17 protein-coding genes and 1 tRNA gene are annotated in these 26,199 nt (G+C 62.7%); 12 read left to right on the forward strand and 6 right to left on the reverse strand.

Annotated elements, in window-relative coordinates; genetic code table 11:
* The first annotated feature begins 280 nt into the window (after positions 1-280).
* Together Pan44_RS08815 and Pan44_RS08820 are read left to right on the forward strand one after the other, a co-directional pair.
* Positions 281-3,847 (forward strand): DNA methyltransferase, encoded by a 3,567-nt coding sequence (locus Pan44_RS08815; protein ID WP_197453958.1) that lies wholly within the window; start codon positions 281-283, stop codon positions 3,845-3,847.
* A gap of 52 nt (positions 3,848-3,899) precedes the next feature.
* The gene (locus Pan44_RS08820; protein WP_197453959.1) at positions 3,900-4,502 is read left to right on the forward strand and encodes a hypothetical protein; all 603 of its coding nucleotides are present in this window, start codon (positions 3,900-3,902) and stop codon (positions 4,500-4,502) included.
* A gap of 393 nt (positions 4,503-4,895) precedes the next feature.
* Here Pan44_RS08820 and Pan44_RS08825 read toward each other — a convergent pair whose 3' ends face one another.
* Complete coding sequence (locus Pan44_RS08825; protein ID WP_145029273.1) at positions 4,896-5,828, reverse strand: tyrosine-type recombinase/integrase; 933 nt, start codon at positions 5,826-5,828, stop codon at positions 4,896-4,898.
* Positions 5,829-5,993: 165 nt separating this feature from the next.
* On the opposite strand from Pan44_RS08825, the gene Pan44_RS27320 reads away from it, so the two are divergent.
* The 4 genes from Pan44_RS27320 to Pan44_RS08840 all read left to right on the forward strand — a co-directional run bounded on the left by Pan44_RS27320 (position 5,994) and on the right by Pan44_RS08840 (position 9,534).
* Positions 5,994-6,112 (forward strand) — tRNA-Cys (locus Pan44_RS27320).
* Positions 6,113-6,926: 814 nt separating this feature from the next.
* Positions 6,927-7,910, forward strand: coding sequence for a DUF1559 domain-containing protein (locus tag Pan44_RS08830; RefSeq protein ID WP_145029275.1), 984 nt, complete (start codon positions 6,927-6,929; stop codon positions 7,908-7,910).
* Positions 7,911-7,944: 34 nt separating this feature from the next.
* Complete coding sequence (locus Pan44_RS08835) at positions 7,945-8,748, forward strand: DUF4198 domain-containing protein (RefSeq protein WP_145029277.1); 804 nt, start codon at positions 7,945-7,947, stop codon at positions 8,746-8,748.
* Between the two features lie 33 nt (positions 8,749-8,781).
* Positions 8,782-9,534, forward strand: a complete 753-nt coding sequence (locus Pan44_RS08840; RefSeq protein ID WP_231754259.1) for a peroxiredoxin family protein — start codon at positions 8,782-8,784, stop codon at positions 9,532-9,534.
* Positions 9,535-10,131: 597 nt separating this feature from the next.
* Here Pan44_RS08840 and Pan44_RS08845 read toward each other — a convergent pair.
* Positions 10,132-10,704 (reverse strand): helix-turn-helix domain-containing protein, encoded by a 573-nt coding sequence (locus Pan44_RS08845; protein ID WP_145029281.1) that lies wholly within the window; start codon positions 10,702-10,704, stop codon positions 10,132-10,134.
* Positions 10,705-11,553: 849 nt separating this feature from the next.
* Here Pan44_RS08845 and Pan44_RS08850 point away from each other — a divergent pair.
* The 5 genes from Pan44_RS08850 (at position 11,554) to Pan44_RS08870 (ending at position 19,158) form a co-directional block, all read left to right on the forward strand.
* Entirely contained in the window at positions 11,554-13,167 is a 1,614-nt protein-coding gene (locus Pan44_RS08850) for an ArnT family glycosyltransferase (RefSeq protein ID WP_145029283.1), read from the forward strand.
* A gap of 74 nt (positions 13,168-13,241) precedes the next feature.
* Positions 13,242-14,504, forward strand: a complete 1,263-nt coding sequence (locus tag Pan44_RS08855) for a DUF2254 domain-containing protein (protein WP_145029285.1) — start codon at positions 13,242-13,244, stop codon at positions 14,502-14,504.
* Between the two features lie 137 nt (positions 14,505-14,641).
* A complete protein-coding gene (locus Pan44_RS08860) occupies positions 14,642-16,147 on the forward strand; it encodes an AAA family ATPase (protein ID WP_231754260.1) in 1,506 nt (501 codons plus the stop codon).
* Between the two features lie 293 nt (positions 16,148-16,440).
* Positions 16,441-16,869 carry a hypothetical protein gene (locus tag Pan44_RS08865; protein ID WP_145029287.1) on the forward strand — a complete coding sequence of 143 codons (429 nt, stop codon included), beginning with the start codon at positions 16,441-16,443 and terminating at the stop codon, positions 16,867-16,869.
* Between the two features lie 60 nt (positions 16,870-16,929).
* Positions 16,930-19,158: an HlyD family efflux transporter periplasmic adaptor subunit gene (locus tag Pan44_RS08870; RefSeq protein ID WP_145029289.1), complete on the forward strand. Its 2,229-nt coding sequence runs from the start codon at positions 16,930-16,932 to the stop codon at positions 19,156-19,158.
* Here Pan44_RS08870 and Pan44_RS08875 read toward each other — a convergent pair whose 3' ends face one another.
* The 4 genes from Pan44_RS08875 to Pan44_RS08890 form a co-directional block, all read right to left on the reverse strand.
* The gene (locus Pan44_RS08875) at positions 19,159-19,578 is read right to left on the reverse strand and encodes a hypothetical protein (protein WP_145029291.1); all 420 of its coding nucleotides are present in this window, start codon (positions 19,576-19,578) and stop codon (positions 19,159-19,161) included.
* 68 nt (positions 19,579-19,646) lie between these two features.
* Positions 19,647-21,641, reverse strand: a complete 1,995-nt coding sequence (fliD, locus tag Pan44_RS08880; protein ID WP_145029293.1) for a flagellar filament capping protein FliD — start codon at positions 21,639-21,641, stop codon at positions 19,647-19,649.
* 243 nt (positions 21,642-21,884) lie between these two features.
* Positions 21,885-23,306: a flagellin N-terminal helical domain-containing protein gene (locus tag Pan44_RS08885; protein WP_145029295.1), complete on the reverse strand. Its 1,422-nt coding sequence runs from the start codon at positions 23,304-23,306 to the stop codon at positions 21,885-21,887.
* A 105-nt stretch (positions 23,307-23,411) separates the two neighbouring features.
* Positions 23,412-23,699 carry a flagellar biosynthesis anti-sigma factor FlgM gene (locus tag Pan44_RS08890; protein WP_145029297.1) on the reverse strand — a complete coding sequence of 96 codons (288 nt, stop codon included), beginning with the start codon at positions 23,697-23,699 and terminating at the stop codon, positions 23,412-23,414.
* 177 nt (positions 23,700-23,876) lie between these two features.
* Here Pan44_RS08890 and Pan44_RS08895 point away from each other — a divergent pair, with 177 nt between their 5' ends.
* The gene (locus Pan44_RS08895; protein ID WP_145029299.1) at positions 23,877-26,198 is read left to right on the forward strand and encodes a tetratricopeptide repeat protein; all 2,322 of its coding nucleotides are present in this window, start codon (positions 23,877-23,879) and stop codon (positions 26,196-26,198) included.
* Position 26,199 lies beyond the last annotated feature (1 nt).

The following is a 26,199-nucleotide window of genomic DNA, read 5'->3' on the forward strand; positions in this document are numbered from 1 at the left end:
CGAACGATTGCACGTCGCCGGACAGCGGTTGCCGTGGTGCAGTATTCGCCCAGCTTGTTTAGAGAAATGCGTGGATTACGCGGTGCAGCCTGTGCCATCTTAGCCTCGCCCGTGAGAGTGATGGTCGCCCCAAAGCCCTCGAACGAAACTACCGCATCGGAAGGCCGGCTGACAATCCCATGCCGCGGCAACGAGTCTCGGCTTTTCAGGGCGTGATGATGGTTGGGTGTCTGCGGCGAGCATGTTAAGGTGCTCGGCATTCTCATCTCAGGGCTCGCGCATGACGCCGAACGAATTCGTCAATAAGTGGCAGGCCGCGGCGGGGAAGGAGATCGCGAACTCGCAGTCGTTTCTGATCGACCTCTGCGAACTGCTCGACGTCGAAAAGCCTCGGCCGACGGTCTCCGATGATGCCGCGAACACCTACGTGTTTGAAAAGGGCGTCACGTTCAACAACGGCGACGGGTCCACCAGCCAGGGCCGGGTCGATCTCTATCGCCAGGGGTGCTTCGTCCTGGAGTCCAAGCAGGGGAGCGAACGCAAAAGCGCTGAGGAGGCCGAAGCACTGGCCGAGGTGACGAAGAATCGTCGACTGCTCAAGGGGACGGCCCAGCGCGGATCGGAGAGCTGGCGTCAGGCGATGACCAAGGCGTACCGGCAGGTCAAACGGTACGCCGAAGCGTTGCCGGAATGGCCACCGATCCTGATCGTGGCCGACATCGGCCACTGTTTCGACCTGTACGCCGATTTCAGCGGGACGGGGAAGCTGTATCAGCCGTTTCCTGATCCGAAGACGTTCCGGATCCCGCTTGCCGACATCGTCCATCCGGAGCGGGGCCAGAAGACCCTGGCGATGCTGCGGGCCGTGTGGCAGGACCCGCAGTCGCTCGATCCGGCGAAGCGGGCGGCGAAGGCGACGCGAGATCTGGCGGCCAAGCTGGCGGAACTGGCGAAGCGGCTGGAGGGGCAGATCTACGATGAGGACACAGCGACCGAAGCACAGGGGGCTGACGCCCCCCGCTCGCCGAAAGGATCGCGGAAGAAGCATTCGCCGGAGGCGGTGGCGCAGTTTCTGATGCGTTGCCTGTTCACGATGTTCGCGGAGGACCTGCAGGTCGGCGGGTTCCGGAAGGACGACTTCCGCAAGTTCCTCGAAGCCCGGCGGGACGACCCTTCCACGCTGAAGCCGATGCTCGAAGCGCTGTGGTCGCAAATGAACACCGGCGGGTTTTCGACGGTGCTGGCGCGGAAGATCCTTGAGTTCAACGGCGGACTGTTTTCCGAGTGCCAGGCCATTCCCCTGACGGCCGATCAGTTGGAACTGCTGATCGAAGCCGCGCGGGCCGACTGGTCCGACGTCGAGCCCGCCATCTTCGGCACTCTGCTGGAGCGGGCCCTCGACCCACACGAGCGTCACAAGCTCGGCGCACACTACACGCCACGGGCCTACGTCGAGCGGCTGGTCATGCCGACCATCATCGAGCCGCTCCGCGAGGAATGGGACGACGTCTATGCCGAGGCGATCGCGCTGGTGGCGGCCCAGAAGCCGGGCGAGGCTCGGCGGACGGTGCGGGAGTTCCACGAGAAGCTGTGCGAGACGCGTGTGCTGGACCCGGCGTGCGGGAGCGGGAACTTCCTGTACGTGTCGCTGGAGCTGATGAAGCGGCTGGAAGGCGAGGTGCTCAACGCCCTGCGGGAGTTCGGCGAGAACCAGTTGCCGCTGCTGACGATCGATCCACACCAGTTCCTGGGAATCGAGGTGAACCCTCGGGCGGCGGCGATCGCGGACCTGGTGCTCTGGATCGGCTACCTGCAGTGGCATTTCCGGACGCGAGGTCCTGACACGCTGGCGGAGCCGATCATCCGGAAGTTCCACAACATCGAGTGCCGGGACGCGATGCTGGCGTGGGACTCGGTGGAGCCGGTCGTCAATGAGGAGGGCCAGCCGGTGACGCGGTGGGACGGCCGGACGACGAAGACGCATCCGGTGACGAGGGAGGAAGTGCCCGACGAGACGGCGCGGGTGCAGGAGATGCGGTATGTGAATCCGCGGAAGGCAGAATGGCCGAAGGCGGATTATATCGTGGGGAATCCTCCGTTTGTGGGAAATAAGCGGATGAAGACGGTCCTCGGAGACGGTTATGTCAAGGCTATCAGAGACGCCTTTCGAGAGCTGCCAGAGAGCATCGACTACGTGATGTACTGGTGGCATTCCGCAGCACACCTGCTGGGCCAGCGCCTCATTCACCGCTCAGGATTGATTACCACCAATAGCATCACCCAGACGTTCAACAATCGCGTAGTTCGAGACAATTTAGTGCAGTCACAAGCCTCAATCGTCTTCGCGATTCCGGATCATCCCTGGGTGGATTCTTCAGATGGAGCATCTGTGAGAATTGCGATGACAGTCCTGGGACCCGGCGGTCTTCAAGGCGTACTTTATGAGGTGCAGGATTCAAGCTCAGAATCTGATAATCCGCTGCTGACTTCGAAGGTGGGTGAAATCGCAGCTGATCTGACGGTTGGCGTCAATTTGACCTCGGTCCAAAAGCTCGCGTCGAATCAACGGCTAGCTTGCCCTGGCGTTCAATTATCTGGACAAGGGTTTGTAATCTCGCCAGCTGAGGCCAAAGCAAGTTTCGGTGAGGCGGATCGGTTGCTTTTGAGGCCGTACATTACCGGCCGGGACATCACTCAATTAAAACGCGAACAGTACGTTTTGGATACATATGGCATCTCTCTGGCGGAGTTGACGGAGCGATATCCAGCGACCTATCAGTGGCTATCAACGCGTGTGAAACCAGAACGCGACCAAAATCCTCGTGAAAAATATGCCAAGGAGTGGTGGCTTCACTCAGAGCCTCGCGGCAAATTTCGGAGAGCTCTAGATGACCTAGAGAAAATCGTTGTAACTTCACGAACATCACGACACCGTTTTTTTCAGTTTGTTGGCTCGCGAGTATTGCCTGAGACCAAAGTCTTGGTGTTTGCCCTGCAGGACCCGGCAAGCCTGGCTGTGCTGTCATCGAGGATTCACGTTGTCTTTGCTAATCGCGTTGGTGGTTGGTTGGGTGTAGGAAACGACTCGACCTACAATCATTCGGTTTGCTTCGAATCGTTTCCATTCCCTGATATGCAGGGAGATCTGAGTACGCTGAGGAAACGCGCTGAGCAACTCGACACGCATCGCAAACGCCAGCAGCAGCTTCATCCCGACCTCACGATGACCGGGATGTACAACGTCCTCGAAAAGCTCCGCTCCGGAGAGCCGCTGACGGCGAAGGAACAGGTCATCCACGAGCAAGGCCTCGTCTCCGTCCTCAAGCAGATTCACGACGAACTCGACGCCGCCGTCTTCGAAGCCTACGGCTGGCCCGCCACGCTGACGGATGAAGAGATTCTCGAACGGCTCGTCGCCCTGAACCATGAGCGGGCGGAGGAGGAGAAGCGGGGGCTTGTGCGCTGGCTGCGGCCGGAGTTCCAGAATCCGTCCGGGCAGGGGAAGACGCAGCAGCGGCTGGACGTCGAGGAAGCTGACGACGAGGAGGATGAACAGCCCGCGAAGGGGCGGAAGACTAAGGGGAAGAAGGCCGGCAAGGGAGCGGCCGGCACCGCGGGTGCGGCGAAGGGGGCCAAGCGGGCGAAGAAGCAGGCCTGGCCGGCGAAACTGGCGGAGCGGATCAAGGCGGTTCGCGGGGCGCTTGTCTCCACCGGAAAACCGGCCACGCTCGACGACATCGCAGCGCAGTTCACCCGGCCGAAGAAGGAGCAGGTCGGCGAAGTGCTGGAGGTGCTGCTGGAGGTGGGCCAGGCGCGGCTGGTGGGGACCAACAGGTTCGTGGCCTGAACCTAACGGCCCGATCAACCCGGCGAGAGCGACAAGAAACAGGTGGAGCGGCGTGACCGATATCATCATCAAGGAACAACCGGGCCCCGACGACACCTATCGGAAGTCGCAATTCTACGAGCAGATCGTCGAACACGCGTTCGTCTCGGAAGTGCTCCAGGAGGTCTGGTATGGCTTCGGAGAGACGATCGAGGTCCTGCGGTCCGAAGTCGACTCCTCGGGCTACGACGTCGTGTTCGAATGCGGCGGCGTCCTACGGCACGTTCAACTGAAGACCTCGAAGCCGGACGCGAAAGTGGCCAGCCAGAAGATCAACATCGCTCTGGCCGAAAAGCCAGGCGGCTGTGTTGTCTGGCTCGTCCGCAACGAAGATCCGAACACGTGCCGGTTGCGCCTCTCCTACCTCTACTTCGGCGGCGTCGCCGGTGAGCCCTTGCCGTCCTTGGAGAACTTCAAGACGGCCAAGCACACGAAAGCGAATGCGGCCGGCGTCAAACTGGAGCGGCCGGGGATTGTGCTGGTTCCCAAGAGCAGGTTTCGGAAGATCGCCACGACCCGAAACCTGGTCGAGAACCTGTTTGGACTGCCCCGGCCGAAGCCAGGACTCCTCAATGCAGAAACGAATGCTGGCAATGGCTTAGAACGACACGACTGAAACGTTTCGCCAGCGTCGCTGATGGTCGTGGATCGCTCCATCAGTTGATGGGCAGGCACCCTGCCGTTGTTAAAGCCAACGTCAACTCGGCGAGACGTGGGCAGTCGCCCGAACCCTCGGAAAACACCTGGCCGATCGAGATCTGAGACGAGGAATTGCAGATGACATTCTGCCCTCCAGGATAGGGAACGCCTGTTCATGTCTAAAGCCGGGGAGGGGTTACGGACCGATCTCGCCAGGCGACACATCCCAAGGAATAGCTGGCAGTTCGATCCCGCAGGCTACTCGCTCGTCACGGACGCCGCTGATTGTGACCAGCGGGCCCATGACGTCCGCCCGACCAATGGACGACGGGGAAGCTCTTCGACGTCCGAGAGTTGCGTCGAACGCGATCTAGGTACGGACGGGATTCGATCCCCGGATCGTTGCCGACGCCGCCAGAAGGCACTCTGCACGCTTCTCCAGCACGCTGTAGACGGTCTGAATCATCCGCGTCGAGGCATGGCCGACGACCGTCTTGAGGACATCCGACGTCACACCGAGTGCGAGACCATCGGTGATGAAGGAACTCCGCAGAGCGTAGGCGTGGATCCTGAAGCCCAGTTTCTCACTGAGGTGGCCGAGGCGTTTGGCCAGGGCGTGTTTCGTGATCGGATTCCCCCGGCGGTTCACAAACAGATGTTTCCTTCGCGTCGCGGCGAGCCGGGTGATGATCTCAACGGCCCGATCCGTCAACGGGATGATGCGTTCCTTTTTCCCCTTGCCCTCGTCCTGGGGGATGACGAGAACCTTCAGTTCCGGCAGGAAGTGACGGACTTCGAGAATCCGGATCTCGAACGGACGCGCTCCCGTTTCCCGGAGGAGGACGAGCAGGTCGGCGAGCCAGTCGTCGGACGCGACCGACTCAATCGCCGCCTTCCACTGTTCCTCGTTCAGGTAGCTCCGTCGTGGTTGATAGGATGCAAGGCGACGTGCACCCGGACGCGAGTAGATGTCCGCTCCCGAGAGCGGATTTGTCGGGCATAGTCGCTTCTTGACGGCCCAGTTGAAGCAACGCATCACCGCCCGCTTGATTCCGAGCCGGCCGTTCTCGCTGGCCTTCGAGAAGTGACGGTCGATCCACTGCTCAAGGTCGAGCGGCCCCATGTCGCTGACGAGGCGGTCGCCGAAGACGCTCACGAACGCCTTCCGGGATCCGACAAGGTATGCGGCGTACCACTTCACAGTGGCAGGAGCACAATGACCGGTCGACCAGACGAGGAAGTCGTCAACGAGTTGTCGAACGCTCAGACCAGAATCCGGCGTTGCCTCGTGACCGGACATCATTCGGTGCCAGGCCTCGAACGCCTCAGTTCGAGTCGAGCCAAGCCGAAGGAACCGGCCTGAAGAATCTTTGACGTACCACGAGCGGGTTTGCTTCCGGAAGAACGGCTTTCTCACAGGGCTCTCTGACCGAAATGGTGCACTCAGTGCACCGTGGAGAGGTTCTGGAGAGGGTTGTCACCCTCGCCAGCCCTGAAGAATTGCAGGCTTTTTTCGCGTTCGGTCAGGTCTGAGGGTCATGGATTGCAAATCCATCATCCCCGGTTCGATTCCGGGAGGACCCTCTTTCTTTCTTCCGGTGTGACTCATCGGCGATTCGCAGAGATTCCTGCGTCGCTGAACCAGTGAGTGTGTTTTCTTCGCACTCGAACTGTCCCCGCCCCGCTTCGCCTGCCCGCATTGCCGCGGGCGAGAAAGTTCTCCAGGTCGCCTGACAAGTCACGTCAGGCTGCGTATCCTCGCTCGCGGAGAAGGCGTCCCTCGTGACTGCCCGTGATGCGATCTGTCTGGCCACGCCGGCTGCTTGCCGGCTTCATGCTCGTCTGGATGGGAATCCTGCAATTCCCGCTGCCGAGCGCTGCGCCGACAGCGAAGGATCTCTCGATTCCCTTCCCCTGCATGAACCGGCCCTGTGGATGCCGCTCGGCACACGACTGCTGGACGAGTTGCTGCTGCACCACGAGGGCCGAGCGTATCGCCTTCGCTGAAGAGCGTCTCGGGTACATTCCGGACGCTCTGGTGGCGACCGAGACCAGACCCGCCGTGTGCGCCCGGTCGTGCTGTTCGAAGGATGCACCTCCAGCCGCCGCCAGGCCGAAGCCGAAATCAAAGACTCGCACACTGGTGCTGAGTGAAGTGATGAAGTGCCGCGGCCTCACGGCCAGCTGGTCAATCTTCGCCTTGGCCGTTCTGCCGCCAGTCCCTGATTTCTCAGCGGTGATGGAAGCGAATTCTCCTGCTCCGCTTTGGGGATCCGAGTCGGCAGATTCTCCCGTGCTGGAAACTCCGACGCCGCCGCCGAGACGACACGACTGGGCCTAGTCAGTCGTTTTCTCGTCAACGTCCCCGGGGCCGCTCTGCGCCCGCTGCTGGAGTTTCTGTATGTCCACGCGACGTGGATTCACATTGATTGAGCTGTTGGTCGTCATCGCGATCATCGCCATCCTGATCGCTCTCCTGCTGCCCGCGGTGCAACAGGCCCGCGAGGCCGCACGCCGCACGCAATGCAAAAACAACCTCAAGCAGCTCGGCCTGGCGCTGCACAACTACGAGTCGACCCATTCAGTTTTTCCGCCGGGTGTGCTCGGCTTCCCGATGGCCTGGTCCTCCCAGGCCCAGTTGCTGCCGTATGTGGACCAGGCCGGTCTGCAGAACCTGCTCAACTTCTCCGTTCCGCCGCTCATTGCCTTCCAGGGCGTCTACAACGCGGCGGCCGTGGCGGCAAACGACTCGGCTTCGCGATTGAAATTGACGCTCATGCTCTGCCCCAGCGATTCAGACGTCGTTCCCGGCTCGGTCTATGGCGGCATCAGCTACCCGGCCTGCGCCGGGTCGGCACTGAACGGCACCACCGTGGAGACAGACACGCGGTTCGCTTCCGCGCGGGATGCCGATGGCGTGATCTTCTCGCGATCGCGGATCGGGTTTCGCGACATCACGGACGGAACCAGCAACACAGTCGCCTTCGGTGAACAGCTTCTTGGCGACGGCGTGGCAACGGCCCCTGCTGCAGGGGATTATCGCAAGCGCGTGATCGAATTGACGGGTCAAACGCAGACCACTTCGTCGGCCTGCAACCCGGCCTCGGCGGCCGTGTGGTCCGGCCAGCGGGGAGCGAAATGGGTCAACGGACACTTTGCCGACACGATTTACAACCACTTCCGCTCGCCCAACTCCAGGGAGTTCGCCGACTGCCACAACGGCTCTCACAACTACGCCTTGACCGGCGCCCGCAGCGCGCATGCAGGAGGAGTTCAGACCGGACTGTGTGATGGGGCTGTGAGGTTTGTGAGCGACAACATCGACCTCAATACCTGGAGAGCCGTCGCCACACGCGGTGGAAGCGAGGTGGTCAGTGAGTTCTGAAAACCGTCTCAGAGAATCGCACCGGGAGATTTCAATGCGCTGGGTGGCTTTCACAGTTCTCTTGAGCGTCTGCAGTGCGGCTCAAGCTCACGACACGTGGATCCAGGTCGACTCACCGCTCGTCGTCGCCGGCGACGTGGCGCACGTCGATCTGTGCCTCGGCAACCATGGGAATGAACATCGCGACTTCAAACTTGCCAGCAAAGTCGAGCAGGGCGGATGGAGCCTGGACGTCACGTCGCCCTCCGGCCGCAAGCGGGATCTCACCAAGGTCCTGACCGACACGGGGCTGACGACCCGGGAGGGCTTCTGGACGGCTCGATATGTCGCTGATGAGCCGGGGCTGCACGTCATCACCCACCAGCTCGACAAGCCACATGGCACGACACGGAGCGTCAAAAGCAGCAAGGCGTATCTGTATGCTGCCAGACAGGGTCAGATCGCAGATTCGTCCGGGGACGTCTCGAAGCCTCTCGGCTTCCCGATCGAACTGGTCCCTCTCTTCGACCCGATCCTGGGGTCAACGGCCGGGCAGCCGCTACGTGTCAGGGTGTTGCATGAGGCGAAGCCGCTCGCCAATGCACACGTTTCGTTCGTACCGCGGAGTAAGTCGCTGCAGGCAGGATTTGATGCGAAGTACGAGCGGCACACGGACGCCCAGGGCGAAGCCGTCTGGACTCCCGAAGAGGGAGACTGGGTTCTGATCTGCGTTCATCACATGCGCGACGATCAGAAAGGTGAGGGTTACGACAAGACGCAGTACACGGCCACGCTCGCGTTGCCGGTCTCCCAGGTTCCGCGCCAGGTCGTGCGGCAGACCGCCACTCAAGGAAAGTAAGGACTGACAATGGTGTTTCAGGAGGGTTCCGGAGTGCGAAGAAACCTGGGAACGCGACTGTTCCTCGGCCTGTTGGCGGCCGTTGCGATACTCTACGCGTCGCTCGTGAGCTACCATATTCTCGGCCCCGAACTGCGGGCAACCGATGCGGATCTGCTGGCGCAGTGCCGGCTTCTCTGCCAGAAGTATGGTCTTGTTCCCACCGGGAATATCGCCGCGGATGCCGAGGCCTACCTGGCTGCGACACAGACGAAACCGCTGTCGGCGGGACTGTCCGAGATCCTGAATGACGCGAGCTTCCAGCCGGTCCCCAGCCAGCAACACCCGCTGATCGGCAAGCCTGCCCCGGCGTTTGCGCTGAAGGATTCGAAGGACGTCGAACGCTCGTTCAGTGAGTGGTCGTCCAGAGGGCCGGTGATCGTCGTGGTCTACTACGGCTACGGATGCAACCACTGTGTGGCGCAGTTGTTCGCGATCGACAAAGACCTGGAGCTTTTCCACGAGCTCGGGGCCGAGGTCGTGGCGATGAGCTCCGACAGCACGGAACACACGCGAGATCGCTTCAAAGAATATGGGGAGTTCCACTTTCCAGTGCTCAGCGACCCGGAGAACAAGACCGCCGCGAGTTTCGGCGTCTTCGACGGCAAGGAGTTGGATCACGGCACGTTCGTCGTGAAAGACGGACGGGTCGTGTGGGCCAATACGGGCAACGAACCGTTCCTGGACAACAAGACGCTCCTCCATGTCCTGAAGTCGTCAGAAGGGAAATCGAGCGGAGTCTTGTGAGGTTGTGAGAACAATGGAGATCGCCGGCAGGCGAGACGGCCGGGAGGGCGAAGAGACAGCCAACAAAAAAACGAACCGGCGTGCCGCCTCAGGCACTCCGGTTCGTTGTCTTTGCCGAGGGGGCCGGAATCAATTCCGGCACCTGTTCGTTCAGTCAGAGGGGCCCAGGAAAGTGGAAGCGCGGAACGAATCGTGGGATGAGCCGGGTTGGTGAGAGGGTCGCGGTTCGTTCCGCCAGGACAGGCCCGCCCGCAGGTGGACCAGACTCACGAGTGAGCCCGATGGTGGAATCCTTCGCGATCGTCGCCAGCTCGGTTTCATCGATCCGGTCTGACACGTCCGGCATCTGGCCTCCTTGCCGTCGTTGCCATTTCGAAGAGGCGTCTTGTCAGCGCGTTCGAACCGGCAGCGGCCGGAACAGGGTTGCGTTGTCCAGGCGATCGAAGAATCACCGGCGGCAAAGTGACGTTGCCCGCCGCGAACTTCCGACTGCGTCGTTGACGACGTCCGGGAACGACAGAAGCCGCCGGTGATCGCTCACCGGCAGCTCCTGTTGTGAATCGGATCGTCGCCTGTCGCCCTGTGACGCGGCTCGGCTCAGACGAGCTGCTTTTTGCGGCTGACCAGCGTCCGGATGCGTTCGGCCAGCAGAGCGGCGTCGAACGGCTTCCGGAAAGTCTCGCTGAACAGCGTGCGGTCGAAACCGCTGGCGTTGTCTTCGTCCGTCAACAGTGCAATCAGCACCGTGTCGTTGTAATCCGCATTGCGGCGAAGGTTCTGCGCGATCATCAGGGCTTCGTTGCGGCCCATGCCGAAGTCGATGACCACTGCGTCCGGATCAAGCGATTCCGCCTGGATGCCGGCTTCGAATCCGCTCGCGGCGAATTCCATCTTGAAGTCCTCGGCCGAAAGCACGTCTTTCAGGCCACCCTGGACTCCCGTCTCGACGCCGACGAGGAGCAGTTTGCCCATCGCTTCGTCTTCGAGTTCCCCGAGGGGCATTCCGTGTTCCTTCAGGAACCGGATCAGGTGTTCGCGGGGGATGCGACGGTCCTGCGAGCCGGGGATCCGGTAACCGCGAAGGCGGCCCGAATCAAACCACTTGCTGACCGTGCGGGGCGCGACCTTACAAATCTTGGCGACTTGTCCAGTCGTAAAAATCGTCCTCATTGCGGGCTCTCCGAATCACTTGCGGTTCTGGGTCGAAGGGGGCGTCACACCCTTCGGGTTGAATTCACCCATCCATCAGCCGGTCCGTTCCCCCCGTGTCTTTCAGCGGCCAGGCCGAAAGCAACGGACTCGTCTCATGGGACCGAATGACGAGGAGTGCAGCTTGTTTGCCTTCGAATCGCTGCCTTGCCGAACACGCGGGATGTTCAGAAAGGCAGTCGCCTCGTTGGCAGGCATCGCAGGAGGCCGGAACATTTCAGCCCGGCGCAAGCGGAGAGGAGGACGGACTGCACGGGCCAGACTTCCCTGTCCGGCAATCGAGCAGCCTGGTTGTCCATTCCCCCCTTGCACGGTCCAGCCCGTCCTGAGTGATTGCCTCTTGCAATCCGGGGTCATCGCAAACCCCCTCAGTTCAGATCGAACCGTCTGCGTATTAATTTCGTCGAACGTGTGCGAACGTCTTCAGTCGTTTTGTCGTGCGTTCGCGGGTTATCGGGCGGATTCGGCAGGACCGTCCTGCCAGACGCCCGTGAAAACCTCACAGATCGTTCCACCCCTACAACCGTACGCCCGAACGCCCCGGAATCCGGCCGGAAACGGTTAATCGCGCAGCGATCGGGCGTTGCCGTTTTGCAACACGTCGGAACAATCCGCCCAGATTGCCATTTCCTTCGCACGCGAAGCTTCGCTCCCGAAGCAATTCCACGCCCCACTCCAGCTCGCCCCCCGCTGCTTGACGTGCTCCAACCGGTTCCCGACTCTGCGGGTGTGCCATCGGATCCTCACCCCAGTCCTGCTCCGCCACACAACCGCATCGGGAGACGCTGCGGACCGGCCCTCGTCGCGCTCATGGCTCTGGCCGCAGTTCTGGCCAGCGGAGAACGGGGACTCTTCGTCCCGCAACTCGCCCAGGCCCCGGGCCTGACACTCGATGAAGGGTTCAACGTCGCGGCCGGCGTCTATCTCGTCGACGCGCTCGAGGCCCAGGGGATCGGCAGCCTCCACCCCGCCGCCATTCGCGAGGTCTACGGCAGCCGCAACTACAACCCCGACCACCCGCCGCTCGGCCGCTGGGCGCTCGGATTCATGCACGAGTACCTCAAGGGGAACGCAGACTCCCCGTTCGTTGAAACTGCGGCCCGGCCCGCATCGGCCATCGCGTTCGCTCTCACCGTCTTCATCGCCGGCTGGTTCCTCCAGAAATGGTTTGGGCCTCTCGCCGGAAACGCCGCCGCGTTCGCCGTCGCCATCCTCCCGCGCCAGTTCGCCCACGCGCATCTCGCGTCGCTGGAGACCTTCATCGGGCTCGCCTACGCGGCCTGCGTATTCGTCACTGCCGACCGGTGCACCCTGAAGTCAGCCCCTCCCGGATGGCGTTCCTTCGTGCTCCCTGGCGTGCTCTTCGGGCTGGCCCTCCTGACGAAGATGCAGGCCGTGTTTCTCGGCCCGGCCGTGGGAGTGTGGGCCCTGACGCAGTGGAAGCTCAAAGCGGTTCCGCGCGTCGCCCTGTTCGGGGCAGTGGGGCTCGCCGTGTTCTTCATCGGCTGGCCCTGGCTGTGGCTCGACCCGCTGGCACACGTGAAGGAGTACTTCGCCCGGACCACCGAACGTCAGACGCTCTATTGCTTCTACTGGGGCGAGCGCTGGGCGGACGCCGACGTTCCGTGGCACTACCCGTGGGTCATGTTCGCGGTCACGGTGCCGATTGGTCTACACCTCCTCGCCACCCTGGGGCTGTGGAGAAGTCGTAGTCTCCAGTTCCAGGCTCCCGTCGAATTCCCCCCGTCGCCAACAGTCGCCGACACGCCCCACACAACGCGATCTTGGGGCATCGATCCTCGCGTTCAGCTGATTCTCTGGGCGATCGTGGTTCCGCTGGCGGTCTTCACGAAACCAGGCATCCGCGTCTACGACGGCGAGCGTCTGTTTGGAGTGGTCTTCCCGCTCTGGGGCGCACTCGCGGGACTCGGAGCCGCCATCTTGCTGCGGCGTTTCCCCGGTCGTACCACGGCGGGCCTGCTCACCGTCGGGCTGGCCGCACAGGCGTGGGGGATCCCGGCCCTCAATCCGTTTCAGCTCAGTTACTACAACGCCCTCACCGGCGGCCTGGCCGGGGCCGATCGCCTTGGCTTCGAGCGCAGTTACTGGATGGAAGGACTGACCGATTCCTTCCAGCGGGAGATCGTCGCCAAGATTCCTCGCGGCAGCCGGATCGACGTCGCCCCGGTGCTGCACCCGATTTACCTGCCACACCTGCTCCGCCAGTCTCCGATCCTTCAGGCGGCCGGGATCTCCCTGGCCCCTTATGACGACAAGCGTCCCGACGGATCGCCCTACGTTCTTCTCTTTCAACGCAGGGCCGACCCCTGGACATCGCTCGATCCGCCCCCCGCCGGGACCACCATACTGGATGAAGTCAAACGTTCTGGCGTTCCTCTCGTGACGCTGCTCAAACTGCCATAGGATGTCTTCGAGACTCCGCCGATCAGACGCGAGTCGTGGTTCCGGTCGAAACTTCTTCGTGCGAACGAGTCCAAATGCTCTCACAGCGCTGGCGCTGGAATCTGCAGCGTCTGACGAAGCGGCTCTGGGCGCGGGCAACGCTGTTTTGCCTTCTGGGCATCATCACCGCACTGATTGCCAATGTTCTTTCCCCCTACATCTCTTACCGACTGAGCAAAGGGCTCGGCGCGGATGCCGTCGAGAGCATCCTGACGATTCTCGCCTCCAGCATGCTGACGGTGACCGTCTTCTCGCTCTCGACGATGGTCTCCGCCGCGTCCGCCGCCGCCAACGGCGCGACGCCGCGCGCCACGCGGCTGCTGCTGGAGGATTCCACCGCACAGTCCGCACTCTCGACGTTCCTGGGCGGGTTTCTCTTCAGCCTCGTCGGAATCATCGCCCTCAACTCGAATTACTACGGAGACGGTGGTCGAAGCGTCATGTTCCTCGTGACGCTCGCCGTGATCGGGATGATCGTGGTCACGCTGGTGCAGTGGATCGACTATCTCGCCCGACTGGGACGCGTCGGCGAAACGATCGACCTCGTCGAGAAAACGGCGTCCACCATCATGCGGCAGTACGTGGAAGATCCGGACCTCGGCGGCACGCGCCTCGTTTCAATTCCTTCAGACGCACTGCCGGTCACCACGAATTCGATTGGCTACCTGCTGCACGTCGATGCGGGACAACTCTCCGCCATCTCCGACGAACTCGATGCCGACATCTTCCTGGCAACTCGCCCGGGAACGTACTGCTCTCCCGTGCGGCCGCTCGCCCATGTGTTGCCGCGCGGACAGGACTTCGACGAACAGGAGGCGACGCGAAAGATTCTGAAGGCGTTCTCCATCGGCGATGACCGTTCGTTCGACCAGGATCCTCGGTTTGGACTGGTCGTCCTCTGTGAAATCGGCTGCCGGGCGCTTTCGCCGGCGATCAACGACTCCGGCACGGCCATCGACGTCATCGGCACACTGATTCGGGTCCTGTCGCCCCTGGCCGGCATCGACCGCGAGGATCGTGAAGTGAAGCACCCACGTCTCTTCGTGCCGCGGATCTCGCTGGAAGACTTCTTCGAAGACGCATTCCTGCCGCTCGCCCGCGACGGAGCATCGCGCGTCGAAGTCGGACTTCGACTCCAGAAAGCCGCGGCCGCCCTGGCATCTATGGGGCGCCCGGAGCTGACCACGGCCGCCGAAGGTTTCGCCGCTTCGGCGCTCGATCGCTCACTCCGGGCTCTGGAGTTTCAGGAAGATCGGGACCGCCTGGAACGGGAAGCGTTCCGATCAGAGACGCACTGAGACCAGCCATTCATTTCCCGTCGACGATCCCCGACAACGGATTTGCCGCCGGTCGCGAATTCGCCGAGAATTCAGCGGCGGTCGCCGATCCGCTGAATCCCTGCTTGAAGTCTGCTGTTCCACTTTGTGACTGGTGAATGATGCCCCAAGGCCTCGCGCTTCTTATCCGGGCCGGCAATCCCCTGATCGCCATCGAGACAGCTGACGAGCAGCGGGCACGCGAGATCGTCCTGCAGGCCGGAAAAGAGTGTGACCGGCTCACCATGGAGTGGTCCATGACGTGCGGTCTCAAGCCGATTGAGGCGGCCGGGTTCACGGATCTGGAAACGCTCGACAACAAACCGATCGCGGCTCTCGAATACATTCGCGATATGGGGCCCGGGAACGCCGTCTACATCTTCAAGGACCTCGCTCCGCACGGCAAAGACGCACACCTGCACCGCACGATCCGCGACATCCTCCCCAGGATGACGGAATGGAACTCGACTCTCATCCTGATCGAGTCGCAACCGATCCCCGCCGAGCTTCGCCGGCTGACCGTTCAATTCGAAATCGGCTGGCCGACCTTTGACGAACTCGAAAACGTCGTCAAAGCGACCTTCTCCAAGATCCGGCGGAACTCGAAGAAGGAAGTCATCGGAAACGTCACCCGCCGCGAAGTGGAGCAGATCGTCCAGACGCTCCGCGGACTGAGTTGCGAGCAGGCCGAACGCGTTGTCGCAGCCGCCATCTATCACGACCACTGCCTCACCGGGAACGACATCGCCAAGATCGTCGAAGCCAAACGCACTCTGCTCGGCTCCGCCGGGTGCCTGGAAGCGATCGCCGTCGACCTCCACATTGATGATGTCGCCGGCCTGCGGGCGCTGAAGGGCTGGCTCAAGCAGCGTCGTGGAGGCTACACACTCGAAGCCCGCGAGTTCGGTCTCGAGCCACCGCGCGGCGTGCTCATGCTCGGCGTGCCCGGCTGCGGAAAGAGCCTGTGCGCCAAAGCCGTCGCGGCCGACTGGGGCATGCCGCTCCTCCGGCTCGATCCCGGCGTCCTCTACCAGAAGTACATCGGCGAAAGTGAAAGCCAGCTTCGGAAGGCGCTCTCACAGGCCGAGGCGATGGCCCCCGCCATTCTGTGGATCGATGAAATCGAAAAGGCGTTCGCGTCTGCGTCCGAATCGTCCTCCGACGGTGGTTTATCCAAGCGGATGTTCGGGACGCTCCTGTCCTGGATGCAGGATCACCGCCATCCCATCTTCATGATCGCCACGGCCAACGACGTCTCGGCCCTGCCGCCGGAACTGATGCGTAAAGGCCGCTTCGACGAAGTGTTCTTCATCGATCTCCCGTCCCGCGCCGTCCGACTCGAAGTCCTCGCGATCCACCTGCGGAAGCGCAACCGCGATCCGCACAAGTTCGATCTCAGCGCCCTCGCCGATGCCACCGAAGGCTTCAGCGGCGCGGAGCTGGAACAGGTGATTGTGAGTGCGTTGTTCGAGGCGTTTTCGGAGCGGGCACAACTGTCGAACGAGCACCTGGTCGCGGCGGTCTGCCAGACGCGCCCCCTCGCTACACTGGCGGCCGAGCGGGTGCAGATCCTGAGAGACTGGGCCCTCGATCGGTGTGTGGACGCAGACGGGCCAACGAAGTGATCGCCCAGAGCACGCCCGCCAGCATGCCGGCCCCTTTCACACTCGATCTGGAGAATTGTGGCCGTCGTCAGCAAACCAGTGACAGCCGCATCCTTCAGATCGATTCTGGACGCGTGACCCGGTTGGAGCTCCGGTTCCGACGCGTTCCGGCGCCCATTGACGATTTCCCAACGGACGCACTGGCCTGCGAGATTGATCTTTGTGACCGCGAGGGCGCAGTCTGGACAGCAACGTCGACTGTCACGGCCAGGCTCTTCCTGCAGCACCTGTTCGACGCGAGTCTGGATGGTGACATGAACCTGCATCACCTTGATCAGGCGCCGGCCACAATGCTGACACGTCTCGAAACTCAGATGCGCGTCACGGACGTGCGATTTTCCAGTGATGATCGGGGTGACCGCCAGCTCGTTTTCCATGACGGGGATGACATCGAACTGGTCCCCGTCAATTTCCGCTACACATCGCTTCACTTCGACATTGCTGGCATCGGCAATGAACTGACTGTCTGCGTCAATGCTCGCAACTCAAACGGCCTCATGGATCAGATGACCGGGGAAGGCGTGGGGCCATTCGTGTTCCGGGCGCAAACCTCGCATCTCCTGAGGAATGACGCCCTGCTCGTTGAAGACCGCTGGCAGATCAACCCGTTCCCGCAGCCGCTCGTCTTTGAGCCCACGGATCGCACCGGCAAGCCACAACCACATGTCGCCATTGTGAACTGACGTAAAAGGCCTGCCTTCGCGTACGATGGCCTCGCCGGTTCGCCACCCTCTCACGGCCCCATGCAACTCGACTCCACCAACTCCGCCCAGCTCACTTCTTCCCAGCGGCCTGTCCCGCTGGTGATGCGGGCCGATCTTGTCGTGGAAATGATGGCCTACGGCGATGCCCTCTACGCGGTCATCAAAGACCCCGTCGCCCTCAAATACTACCGACTGCAGCCGCAGCAGTTCGCGATGCTTGAGCGCCTCGATGGCCAGCGCAGCCTTGTCGATCTGCGCGACGAACTGCAGCGCGATTTTCCCGCCGTCCACTTCAGCGTGGTGGATGTGCAGTCACTGGTGACCGACCTCCACGACAAGGGGCTCGTCGTCTCGGACCGGTATCGGCAGGGTGAGGTCCTGCGCCGCAAGCATCGCGAGCAATCAGCCAAGAAGATCCGGCAGACGGTCATGAACCCGCTCTACATCCGCCTTCCGGGCTGGGATCCCGACCGGACCCTCACCTGGATGGTCCGCTGGCTGGGGTGGCTCTTTCACCCGGTCACGGTGGCCCTGTTCCTCCTGATCGATGTCGCCTCGCTCATTTTTCTCGCGGTCCGGTTCGACGACATCTCGGCCCGACTTCCCGAGTTCCACCAGTTCTTCGCCTGGCCCAACCTCGCGTATCTGTGGGCCACCATGGCCCTCACCAAGGTGATTCACGAATTCGGGCACGGCCTGTCCTGCAAATACTTCGGCGCGGAATGCCACGGCATGGGCATCATGCTGCTCGTGTTCAGCCCCACCATGTACTGCGACGTCAGCGACTCGTGGATGCTCCGCAACAAGTGGCATCGCATCGCGATCGCCGCCGCGGGGATGTACATCGAAGTCTTCATTGCCGCGCTGGCCATCTTCATGTGGTGGGGCAGCCAGCCAGGCCTCTTCAATCACCTCTGCCTCAACGTCTTCTTCATCTCGACGGTCACCACCGTCATGTTCAACGCCAACCCCCTGATGCGCTACGACGGCTACTACATGCTGTCGGACTACCTCGAAATTCCGAACCTGCGCCAAAAGGCCAGCCGGATGTTCCAGGAAGTCTTCTCGAAATACTGCCTGGGCTCCGAGATGCCCGTCGATCCGTTCATGCCGTCCCAGAAACGGCACTGGTTCGTGATTTACGCCATCGCCACGACCGTCTACCAGTTCGTGATCCTCTTCGGCGTGACGCTCTTCCTGTACACCGTGCTCAAACCGTATGGTCTACAGAGCATCGGAATCATGGCCGCCGTCTTCTCGCTGACAATGACGGTCGGCGGCCTGCTCTGGAGCCTCTTTCAACTCATTCGCATGCCACGCCCGGAACCCCTCAGCCGCTGGAGAGTCTCTTTCACGCTCGCCTGCGTGGCCGGCATCGGCGCGCTGGCGGTCATGGTTCCCGTCCCCTGGTATGCGGAGGCACCCTTCACGATCGCCCCCGTCCAGGAGGAAATGGTTTTCGCCTTCGTCCCCGGAACGCTCAAGGAAGTCCACAGGCGGGCAGGGGATGAAGTCCGGAAAGGCGACATCATCGCGGTTCTCGTCAACGAGGATCTCGAGCAGAAGCTCGACGAAGTGAAGGCGGAAGAAGCCGCGCAGCAGAAGGAAGTGCAGTCCTACCAGGACCTCGACCGCCCGAGGGACCTGCTCCTCGCAGAGCAGCATCTGGCGTCCCTCCAGGCCCAGCGTGCCGAGATGGAGAAAATGGTCGCCGAGTGCACGATCCGCGCGCCGCAGCCCGGCTTCATCGTCGCGGCCGAGAGAAAGCCCGAGCCCACGATCGAACAGGCGGAAGAGCGACTCAGCGGCTGGTCGGGCGATCCGCTGGGCCCGAAGAACATCGGCAGCCTCATCGAAGCGCGAACGCCCGTCTGCAGCATTGCGGCCAACTCGCGCTACGAGGCCCGCCTCCTCGTCGACCAGGGAGACCGTCGCGACATTGCCGTCGGCCAACAGGTACGCATGAAGCTCGAGCACCTGCCGGAATCGACCCTTGATGGCAAGGTGGAATCGATCTCCGCCCGGGGAATCGAATTCGTCCCGGCCGTGCTGTCGAACAAGTACAAGGGACCGCTCCCCACCGTCCAGGACCAGCAGGGCCGGGAGAAGCTCACCAGCCCCGCCTATCAGGCGGCCGTCCCGCTCGACGTTGATTCACTCGTCGTCCGCACCGGCATGCGGGGCCGGGCACGGGTCATCATCTCGCACCGCTCCGCCTGGGACTGGACCTGGCGCTGGCTGAGGACGACCTTCCAGTTCAAGGTGTAGTCAGGCGACGACCGCCCGCCGCGACGTCACGTCCAGCGACGGAATCTCTCCGGCGGCTTCCAGCTGGCGAGCTTCGTCCTGGACCCCCTCGAACGCCGACTTCAGCGTGCGGATGATCCGGGCCGCGTCATTCCACGACGCGGAAGTATTCACGTTCACGCAGTGGTGGCAGAACGTCAGCAGGCGGCGGATATTGTCCGCTCCTCCATCCGGCCCCGGCTCGACGCCTTCCAGGATCGCCAGGAGCTGTTTGCGGGCGTGTACCGCCTTGGCGCTCGCCTGGTCGAGATCGTTCTGCTCAACGGCCGCGGCCCCTGCCAGCAGGGTGCGTTCCGTCGCCGCGTAAAGGGCGAGCAGAAGGTCGATCCGGGTCCACTGTGTCTGGGTGGAACGGCGGTAGGCCTGCTGGGCGAATGACATCGTGATTCAGTTCGTCGGGACGAGCTTTGGACAGTGCCTCTCGTCGGCCCTGCGATCCGTCAGCGGCATTATTCGCCGTTGATGCCAGCCAGCTGCGCCGAGAGATAGGTCGCAGTCGTCTGGAGTGCCGAGATCGTGGTTTCGAGAGCGATGAACTGATCGTTCAGTTTCTTCTCCTGCTGGTCAAAGAAGTCGTTCTGGCGATCGATTGCGGTCTGAAGAGCCTTCAGCTTGTCGTCAAAACCGTCGTTGACGATCTTGATCCGGCCTGTTGTCGCATCCAGCATCTTCCCGAGAGTCTGGTCAAGCCGCGCCCCCACGCCATGCGTGATCGTGATCGTTCCGTCCACGCCGGAAACGACCTGGGACGTCGTCAGCGAAACGCGAATCTGCAGGCCGTCCGTGTTGGCGTTGCCCGATCTCGCCTGCAGAAGCCGCCCGTTCCCGGTGGCCAGCTCTTCCTGGCCGTCGATGATGAACGTTCCCGCCACATCCTTTCCGGTCGATGTCTCGGCCCCGGAGAATCCCAGCGCCGCGGCCGCAGTTCCGCCGGTCATCGCCACCTGCGAGACCGAGCCGTAAGCATCCGACTGAATCGTGAGCTTGTCGCCCGCCAGGCCAACCGAAGCAATGCGTCCTGAGAAAGCCTCGTGGCTGTTCAGCGCCGCTTCCAGGGCGGACGCCAGTTCCGCGCGGGTATAGGTTCCGTGGGTGATCGTGATATCGGTCGCGGTTCGACCGTCAAGCTTCGCCGCCAGCGTGTCGTTCGTTCCATCGATGACGATCGAGGTCCCAATCGAGTTCGTGGCCGTAACGGCAGCCCGCTCTGCGGCCTGCGTGATGTCGACCTGGATGCCATTCGCAGGGGCCGCCGTTTTCGACGAGCCAAGCATGAACTCGATGCCGCCGTTGGAACTCACGCCGTCCAGCGCGAACAGCCGTTTGACGTCGTTGGCCGTCACGCCCGGCATTTCGCCCGCGAAGACCTTCCCGAGCTTCGTCGCATCGAACTCCAGCTTGCCGTCGTTCGTGACCGTCACGCCGATGGCCGACAGCCGGTTGGCCTTGCCGTTCACGCCAGCCACCGTCCCAAGCACCGATTCCCGGACCGACTGCTGCAGACTCTGCGCGGTCGAGTTCCCCAGCAGGAGGCCGGCCTCGTTGTTCTCCGACGAGTATCGAAACTGCGTCGCGAACTCGTCCATCAGCGAGTTGTAACTGTCGACAAACTTCTGGACGGATTCGGTAGCCGCTTCGGTGTCGCGCGTCACCGTGATCGAGTACGTCTTGGTCGCATCCGCCTGCTTCAGGTTCAGCGTGACGCCGTTGATCAGGTTCGAGATCGTGTTGGTCGCGCTGGTCGACGTGACAGCGCCCGTGCCGGTGCCCAGTTGGACGACGGAATCCGCCGCCGCCTGCACCGGGTTGTTGAAATCGAACGTCGGCTGGACCGCGTTGCCTCCCGATGCTCCCAGGCTGTTCGTCAGCGTGATCTGGTTGGCGACGCCGGTCTTGCTGGACGTCAGCAGCAGCTTGAACGGCGTCCCGGGATTCGACGCATCCTGCACGATGGTGGCCGAGATCCCGATCCCCGCTCCGTTGATCGAATCGGCCAGCCCCTGCAGCGTGTTGTTCGTGCTGTCGATCGTGATCGTCGCGCTGCTGCTCGAACCGGCTTTGAGTTCGAACGTCCCCTGCGTGATCTCGGCGTCTTCGCTGGCGAAGCCCTGCGACGCGATCTGGTGCGCCTGCGCCAGCGAGTTGACTCTGACCTGGTACACGCCGGTCGCGGCGCGGGACGTGGCCGTCGCCACCAGCGCGTCTTCGTTCGAACTCGTGACCTTTCGCGCGTCGAAGACGTTGTTCAGAGACCGCGAGAGGGTGGTCGCCTGGCCCCGCAGCGAAATGATGTCCGCCTCGATCAGCTTGAACGCGGCCTGCTGATCGGTGACTTCCTTCTTCTGCGCCGTCAGGACGTCGATTCGCGTCTGACGGATCTTGAGCAGCTCCTGGACGATCGAGTCGGTGTCGATGCCGGTCGCGAGTCCGCTGATCGTGGGCATGAGAGGTCAGTCCGGAGCCGGAAACGAGAAGCTGGGAAGAACAGGCTGACAATGCATGCCGGAGAGGCCGGGAACGCCCCTGCGCCTTTCCGTCCTCCTCCTTAAGATCGGCACTCCCGCCAGTGACCCGCCAATCACCGGGCCCCGTTATGAAAACATCCGTCGGAAGGCAGTCGTTGCCCTCCGACGGATGTGACGAGTCGCAAGATCCCGGAAGCGGCGAATGCCTCCGGCAACTCTTGATTAGTTCAGCAGCGACAGGGCGAGCTGCGGCTGCTGGTTGGCGTTCTTCAGCACGCTCGTGCCGGCCTGCACCAGCACCTGCTGCTTCGTGAACTCGGCGACTTCCGTCGCGAAGTCCGTGTCACGGATCACCGATTCCGCGTTCACGGTGTTCTCGAGAGTCGCCTGCAGGTTGGCAGTCGTCGAGGCCAGCGTGTTCTGCTGGAAGGCGCCCAGCGTGCCGCGGAGGTTCGTGACTTCGTCAATCGCTTCGTCAATGATCGCCAGCGAGTCCTGGGCCTTCGAAGCCGAGGTCACGTTGATGTCTTCGAGGCTGTTGAACTGGTTGCCGTCCACACCCGTGCCGAGACCGTTCGGGTTCACCTTCTGGATCGCGATCTTCGCGGTCTGGTTCTGGTTGGCTCCGATCTGGAACACCAGCGAGTTGTCGGTCACGGCGACCGAGCCCTGAGCGCCCGTCACGGTGCTGACAGCGGTCGCGGCGGTTCCGGCGTTCAGTTCGACCTTCAGACCGTTGGCATTGCCCGACGTCGCCGTCAGAACGTTGCCCTTGCCGGTGAAGCTCGTGCCGCCGATCGTGCCGACGACGTCGACACCCGTATCGGTCAGTTCCGTCGTGCCCAGTCCCGAGCTGTCCACCGCCCCGGCGGTGTTCGAGATCACGGAGATCTCGGCGTCCGATCCGAACGCTTCCGAGTACAGCCGCGTCGCGCCGCCGGTGCCGTTCGCATCGGCCACCACGCCGGTCTGGTCCGTGAATTCGTTGATACGGGAGATCACTCCCGTCTTGTCGAGACCCGCGGCCAGCGTGATCGACACGCCGTTGACGACGAGCGTTTCTTCAGCGGCGAGGTTGGCCGTCTGAACCGTGCCCGCCTCGACGTTCGCCCGCTCGCCAGCCGTCGTCACCGACACGGCGTAGTTGCCGGCCTTGGTGTCTCCGGTGGCCTTCAGCACCGTGACGTCGGTGTCGGTCGAAACGCCGCTGATACCCGAGGAGCCGTCCAGCAGCTTCTTCTGGCCGAACTGCGTGTTCGCCGCGATACGGTTGATCGTGTCGAGGGCGTTGTCAATTTCCGCCTGGTTCGCGGCCAGAGCGTCTTCGTCGTTGACACCGGCGTTGGCCGAGTCCAGAGCGAGGCTGCGCACCTTGACCAGCAGGTTGTTGATTTCGTTCAGCGCGCCTTCGGCCGTCTGCACGACCGCGGTCGCCTTGTCGGCGTTATCGATCGCCTGTTGCAGACCGGCGATCTGGGCACGCTGCTTTTCCGAGATGACGAGGGCCGCAGGACCGTCGGCGCCGCGGTTCACCTTCAGACCGGACGACAGACGTTCCGTCGACTTCGCCAGGTTGCTGGACGCTTTGCCCAGGTTGTGCTGAGCATTCAACGAAGAAACATTGTTCGCAATCGACAGACCCATCGAGAACACCCCCTGGTTGCGTGTAGCACTTCGGCCTGTCGCGCAATGCGAAGTCGACCCGCAGGTCCGTGGCCCGGAGACTCAGTGCCGCACAGTTGTGAAAAATTACGACTCGTTCCGCAGTAACGCCTCCGCCGTCGCCTCGGCGGAGGTGCGCGTGAAATACTCGCCTGAGGCGATCTTTCCACGTGCCTGCTCCACCACTGCCTGCCGGATCTCCGGAGACTGCCGCAACTGCGTCAACAACGCAGACACGCCAGAACCGGCATCCGCAGACACGCCTTCGTGCGTGTCCTTGCCGTCGGAGCTTGTCGCATTCAGCGCGCTGCCGCTCGACCGTGATGTCACGGGACTGGCGACAACTTCTGAACTATGCAGTCGGTAGACGTGCATCGCATTCCGCTCCGGCGTTAGGCAGTGAAGTCATCGATTCCCTGAAGCACTTCTTGCAGGTTTTTTCGGGCTAATGTTCCGCACCTTCTTCAGTCGATCTGAGTCGAAGGATTAGGCAGTCTGTAACGTTGAATCGGACAATTCCGTCGATGACCCCCACGAATTTGTGAAGTTTTGGTGGCGATTCCGCATTTACGATCGCTGGCAATGTTCGGACTGGCGGCCGCCTGCGCAGTAGCAGGTGCCGGCGGCTGGAGCCTGCTCGCTGCGCGGAAACAACCGGCCAAAACTGCCGAACAGCACGACGACCACACCCACACACCGGACGCCGGAAACAAGCTCCCCCCGGCCGCCCCAAAGACCCCCTCGCCGACCGTCGCACATCACCTGCACGACGATCAACACGACGACCTCGCCGAAGCCCCCGGGCCTCACCACGACGCTCCGGCAGGCCAGCTCGAACCTCCCGCAATGACGCCGGAGGAGTCGCCGTCCTCCCACCCGCCAGCGGGCCGGCTGAAATCCATGCCGCTCGCCGCCGCCCGCCTGACAGAGAAGAACGAAAAACGCAGGGCCTCCGACATCCTGCGCGCGGATGACGAATTCCGCGAAGGCAAGATCGCCGCCGCCATGAAGCTCTACGGCGCGGCAATCGAGGCCCACCCCAGTGTCCTCGATCCCATGGTCCAGTTCCGCTGGGCCCTCTGTGCCGAAGCCCTGGGACTCCTCGACGAAGCGGCCGAACGCTATCAAATGCTCGCTGATGCCACCTCCGCTCCCAGCTGGAGAGGCTTCGCACAGTGGGGGCTCTCCCGCGTCCTCTTCGAACAGCAGAAGACCGAGCTGGCGCACCGCATCGCAGCCGACCTGTGGCTCAACCAGGAGCACGCCGCACCGCTCTGGCGTTCGGAACTTCTCCACTGGCACGCTCACCTCCTCTACCGCCGCGCCTCAGGCGACACCTCCAGCCGTCTCCTCGAAGACAACGCGCTCATCGGCTGCAAGATCGTGGTCCGCCCCTTCGACCTGCTCGACATCGCCTCGCGGATTCACGCATCGGAAACCGCGGCCCCCTTCCAGCCGCCGCCGGCCCCCAGCCTTCCCATGACCACCGGGACCGACCCGGCGGCCATGTACGCCCAGTACAAGTCCGGCGGCGCCACCGTTTACGACGCCGTTCAGCAGTTCTGCGGCGCCGCACACTGGCAGGTGGAATGGTCGAATGCGGCCCAACAGCTGGCAAAGTCCCATCGCTGTCGCGCGTCGGTCGGCCGTGGCAGCATCGCCTGCCTGCTGGACGCCCTCTGCGATCAGCCACGCCTGATCTGGAACTGGGAGAACCAGGTCCTGCGGATCAGCGAGGTCGCAGAACGCTCGACCAGCGATTGGAAACAGTACCAGCTGAAAGCGGCCGAACGTGCAGCCCGCGAAGCTCTCTCCCTCTACCGGGATGTCCGCTGGTCTCCCTACTCGCGGCTGGCGATCGCCCATGTTGAAGCCCTCAGCGGGCTCCAGGCCGCCTCGAGAAAGTCCCTCGAAGACCTGATCGCCAACTCGCCGAAAGGCGATCTCCTGGCCGAGGCCTGGTTCAACCTCGGCAAGATCCAGCTGCAGGAAAACGCGGCCGACAAGGCGATTCTCGCCTTCCAGCGATCGCTCGATCACGCGATGGGCAGCGGACTCGAACCGCTCGCCAACCTCTATCTCGGACGTCTCCTCGTCGAGGCGAACGAAGCCCGCCGGGCTGTCGTGCCGCTTCGCCGGTCGCTGGCCCTCGCCGCCCCGCGCGACCGCGGGACCGCCGCGCTCACCCTCGGAACCGCGTACCTCCTCTCCAGCCAGCCGCAGAACACCGCCGAGATCCTCAGGGCGAACCAGAACTGGCTCGACGTCGAAGGCACGCGCGACGCCACGGCTTTCATGTCCTGCCTCGCCCAGGTGCAGGGCGGACACGACCCCACCCGCCTCAAGTACGACCTCCGCTCGCTGATGACCTCCATCAGCCACGTCCGCAGCGAACAGTTCTTCGGACACTCCGGTGCCGTCCTGATCGCGATCGCCTACCGCGAACTCGGACTCAACGGCGAAGCCTCCGACATCTGCCGCAACGCCATCGCACACATGCCCCCCTGCGCACTCCGCATGAAGCTGGAGTTGATGCTCGTCGACGAACTCTTCGACCGTCGCGACTTCGACGGCATGGAAGCCCAGCTCCGCGCCGTCTGCGAAACCACCAATGAAGAAGTCCGCCTCGTCGCCTATCAACGGCTTTGCGAACTGCTGCTCGAACTCGATCGCCGCGATGAAGCCGAGGTCGAGGCGCGAACCTGGCTGAAACTCTGCTCGAGCAGGGAACAGCAGGCCGAAGCGCTCCGCGGACTCGGACGCTGCCTCCAGCGCAAGGGCGACTACCTCAACGCGGCCCTCTGCTTCTCCGGATCGATGCCTCAGCACTCCGCCGCCGAAGCGCCTGTGACGACGAACACCGCTCATCCCTGAA

It is taken from the genome of Caulifigura coniformis (genome assembly GCF_007745175.1).
GTDB classification, from domain to species: Bacteria; Planctomycetota; Planctomycetia; order Planctomycetales; family Planctomycetaceae; genus Caulifigura; species Caulifigura coniformis.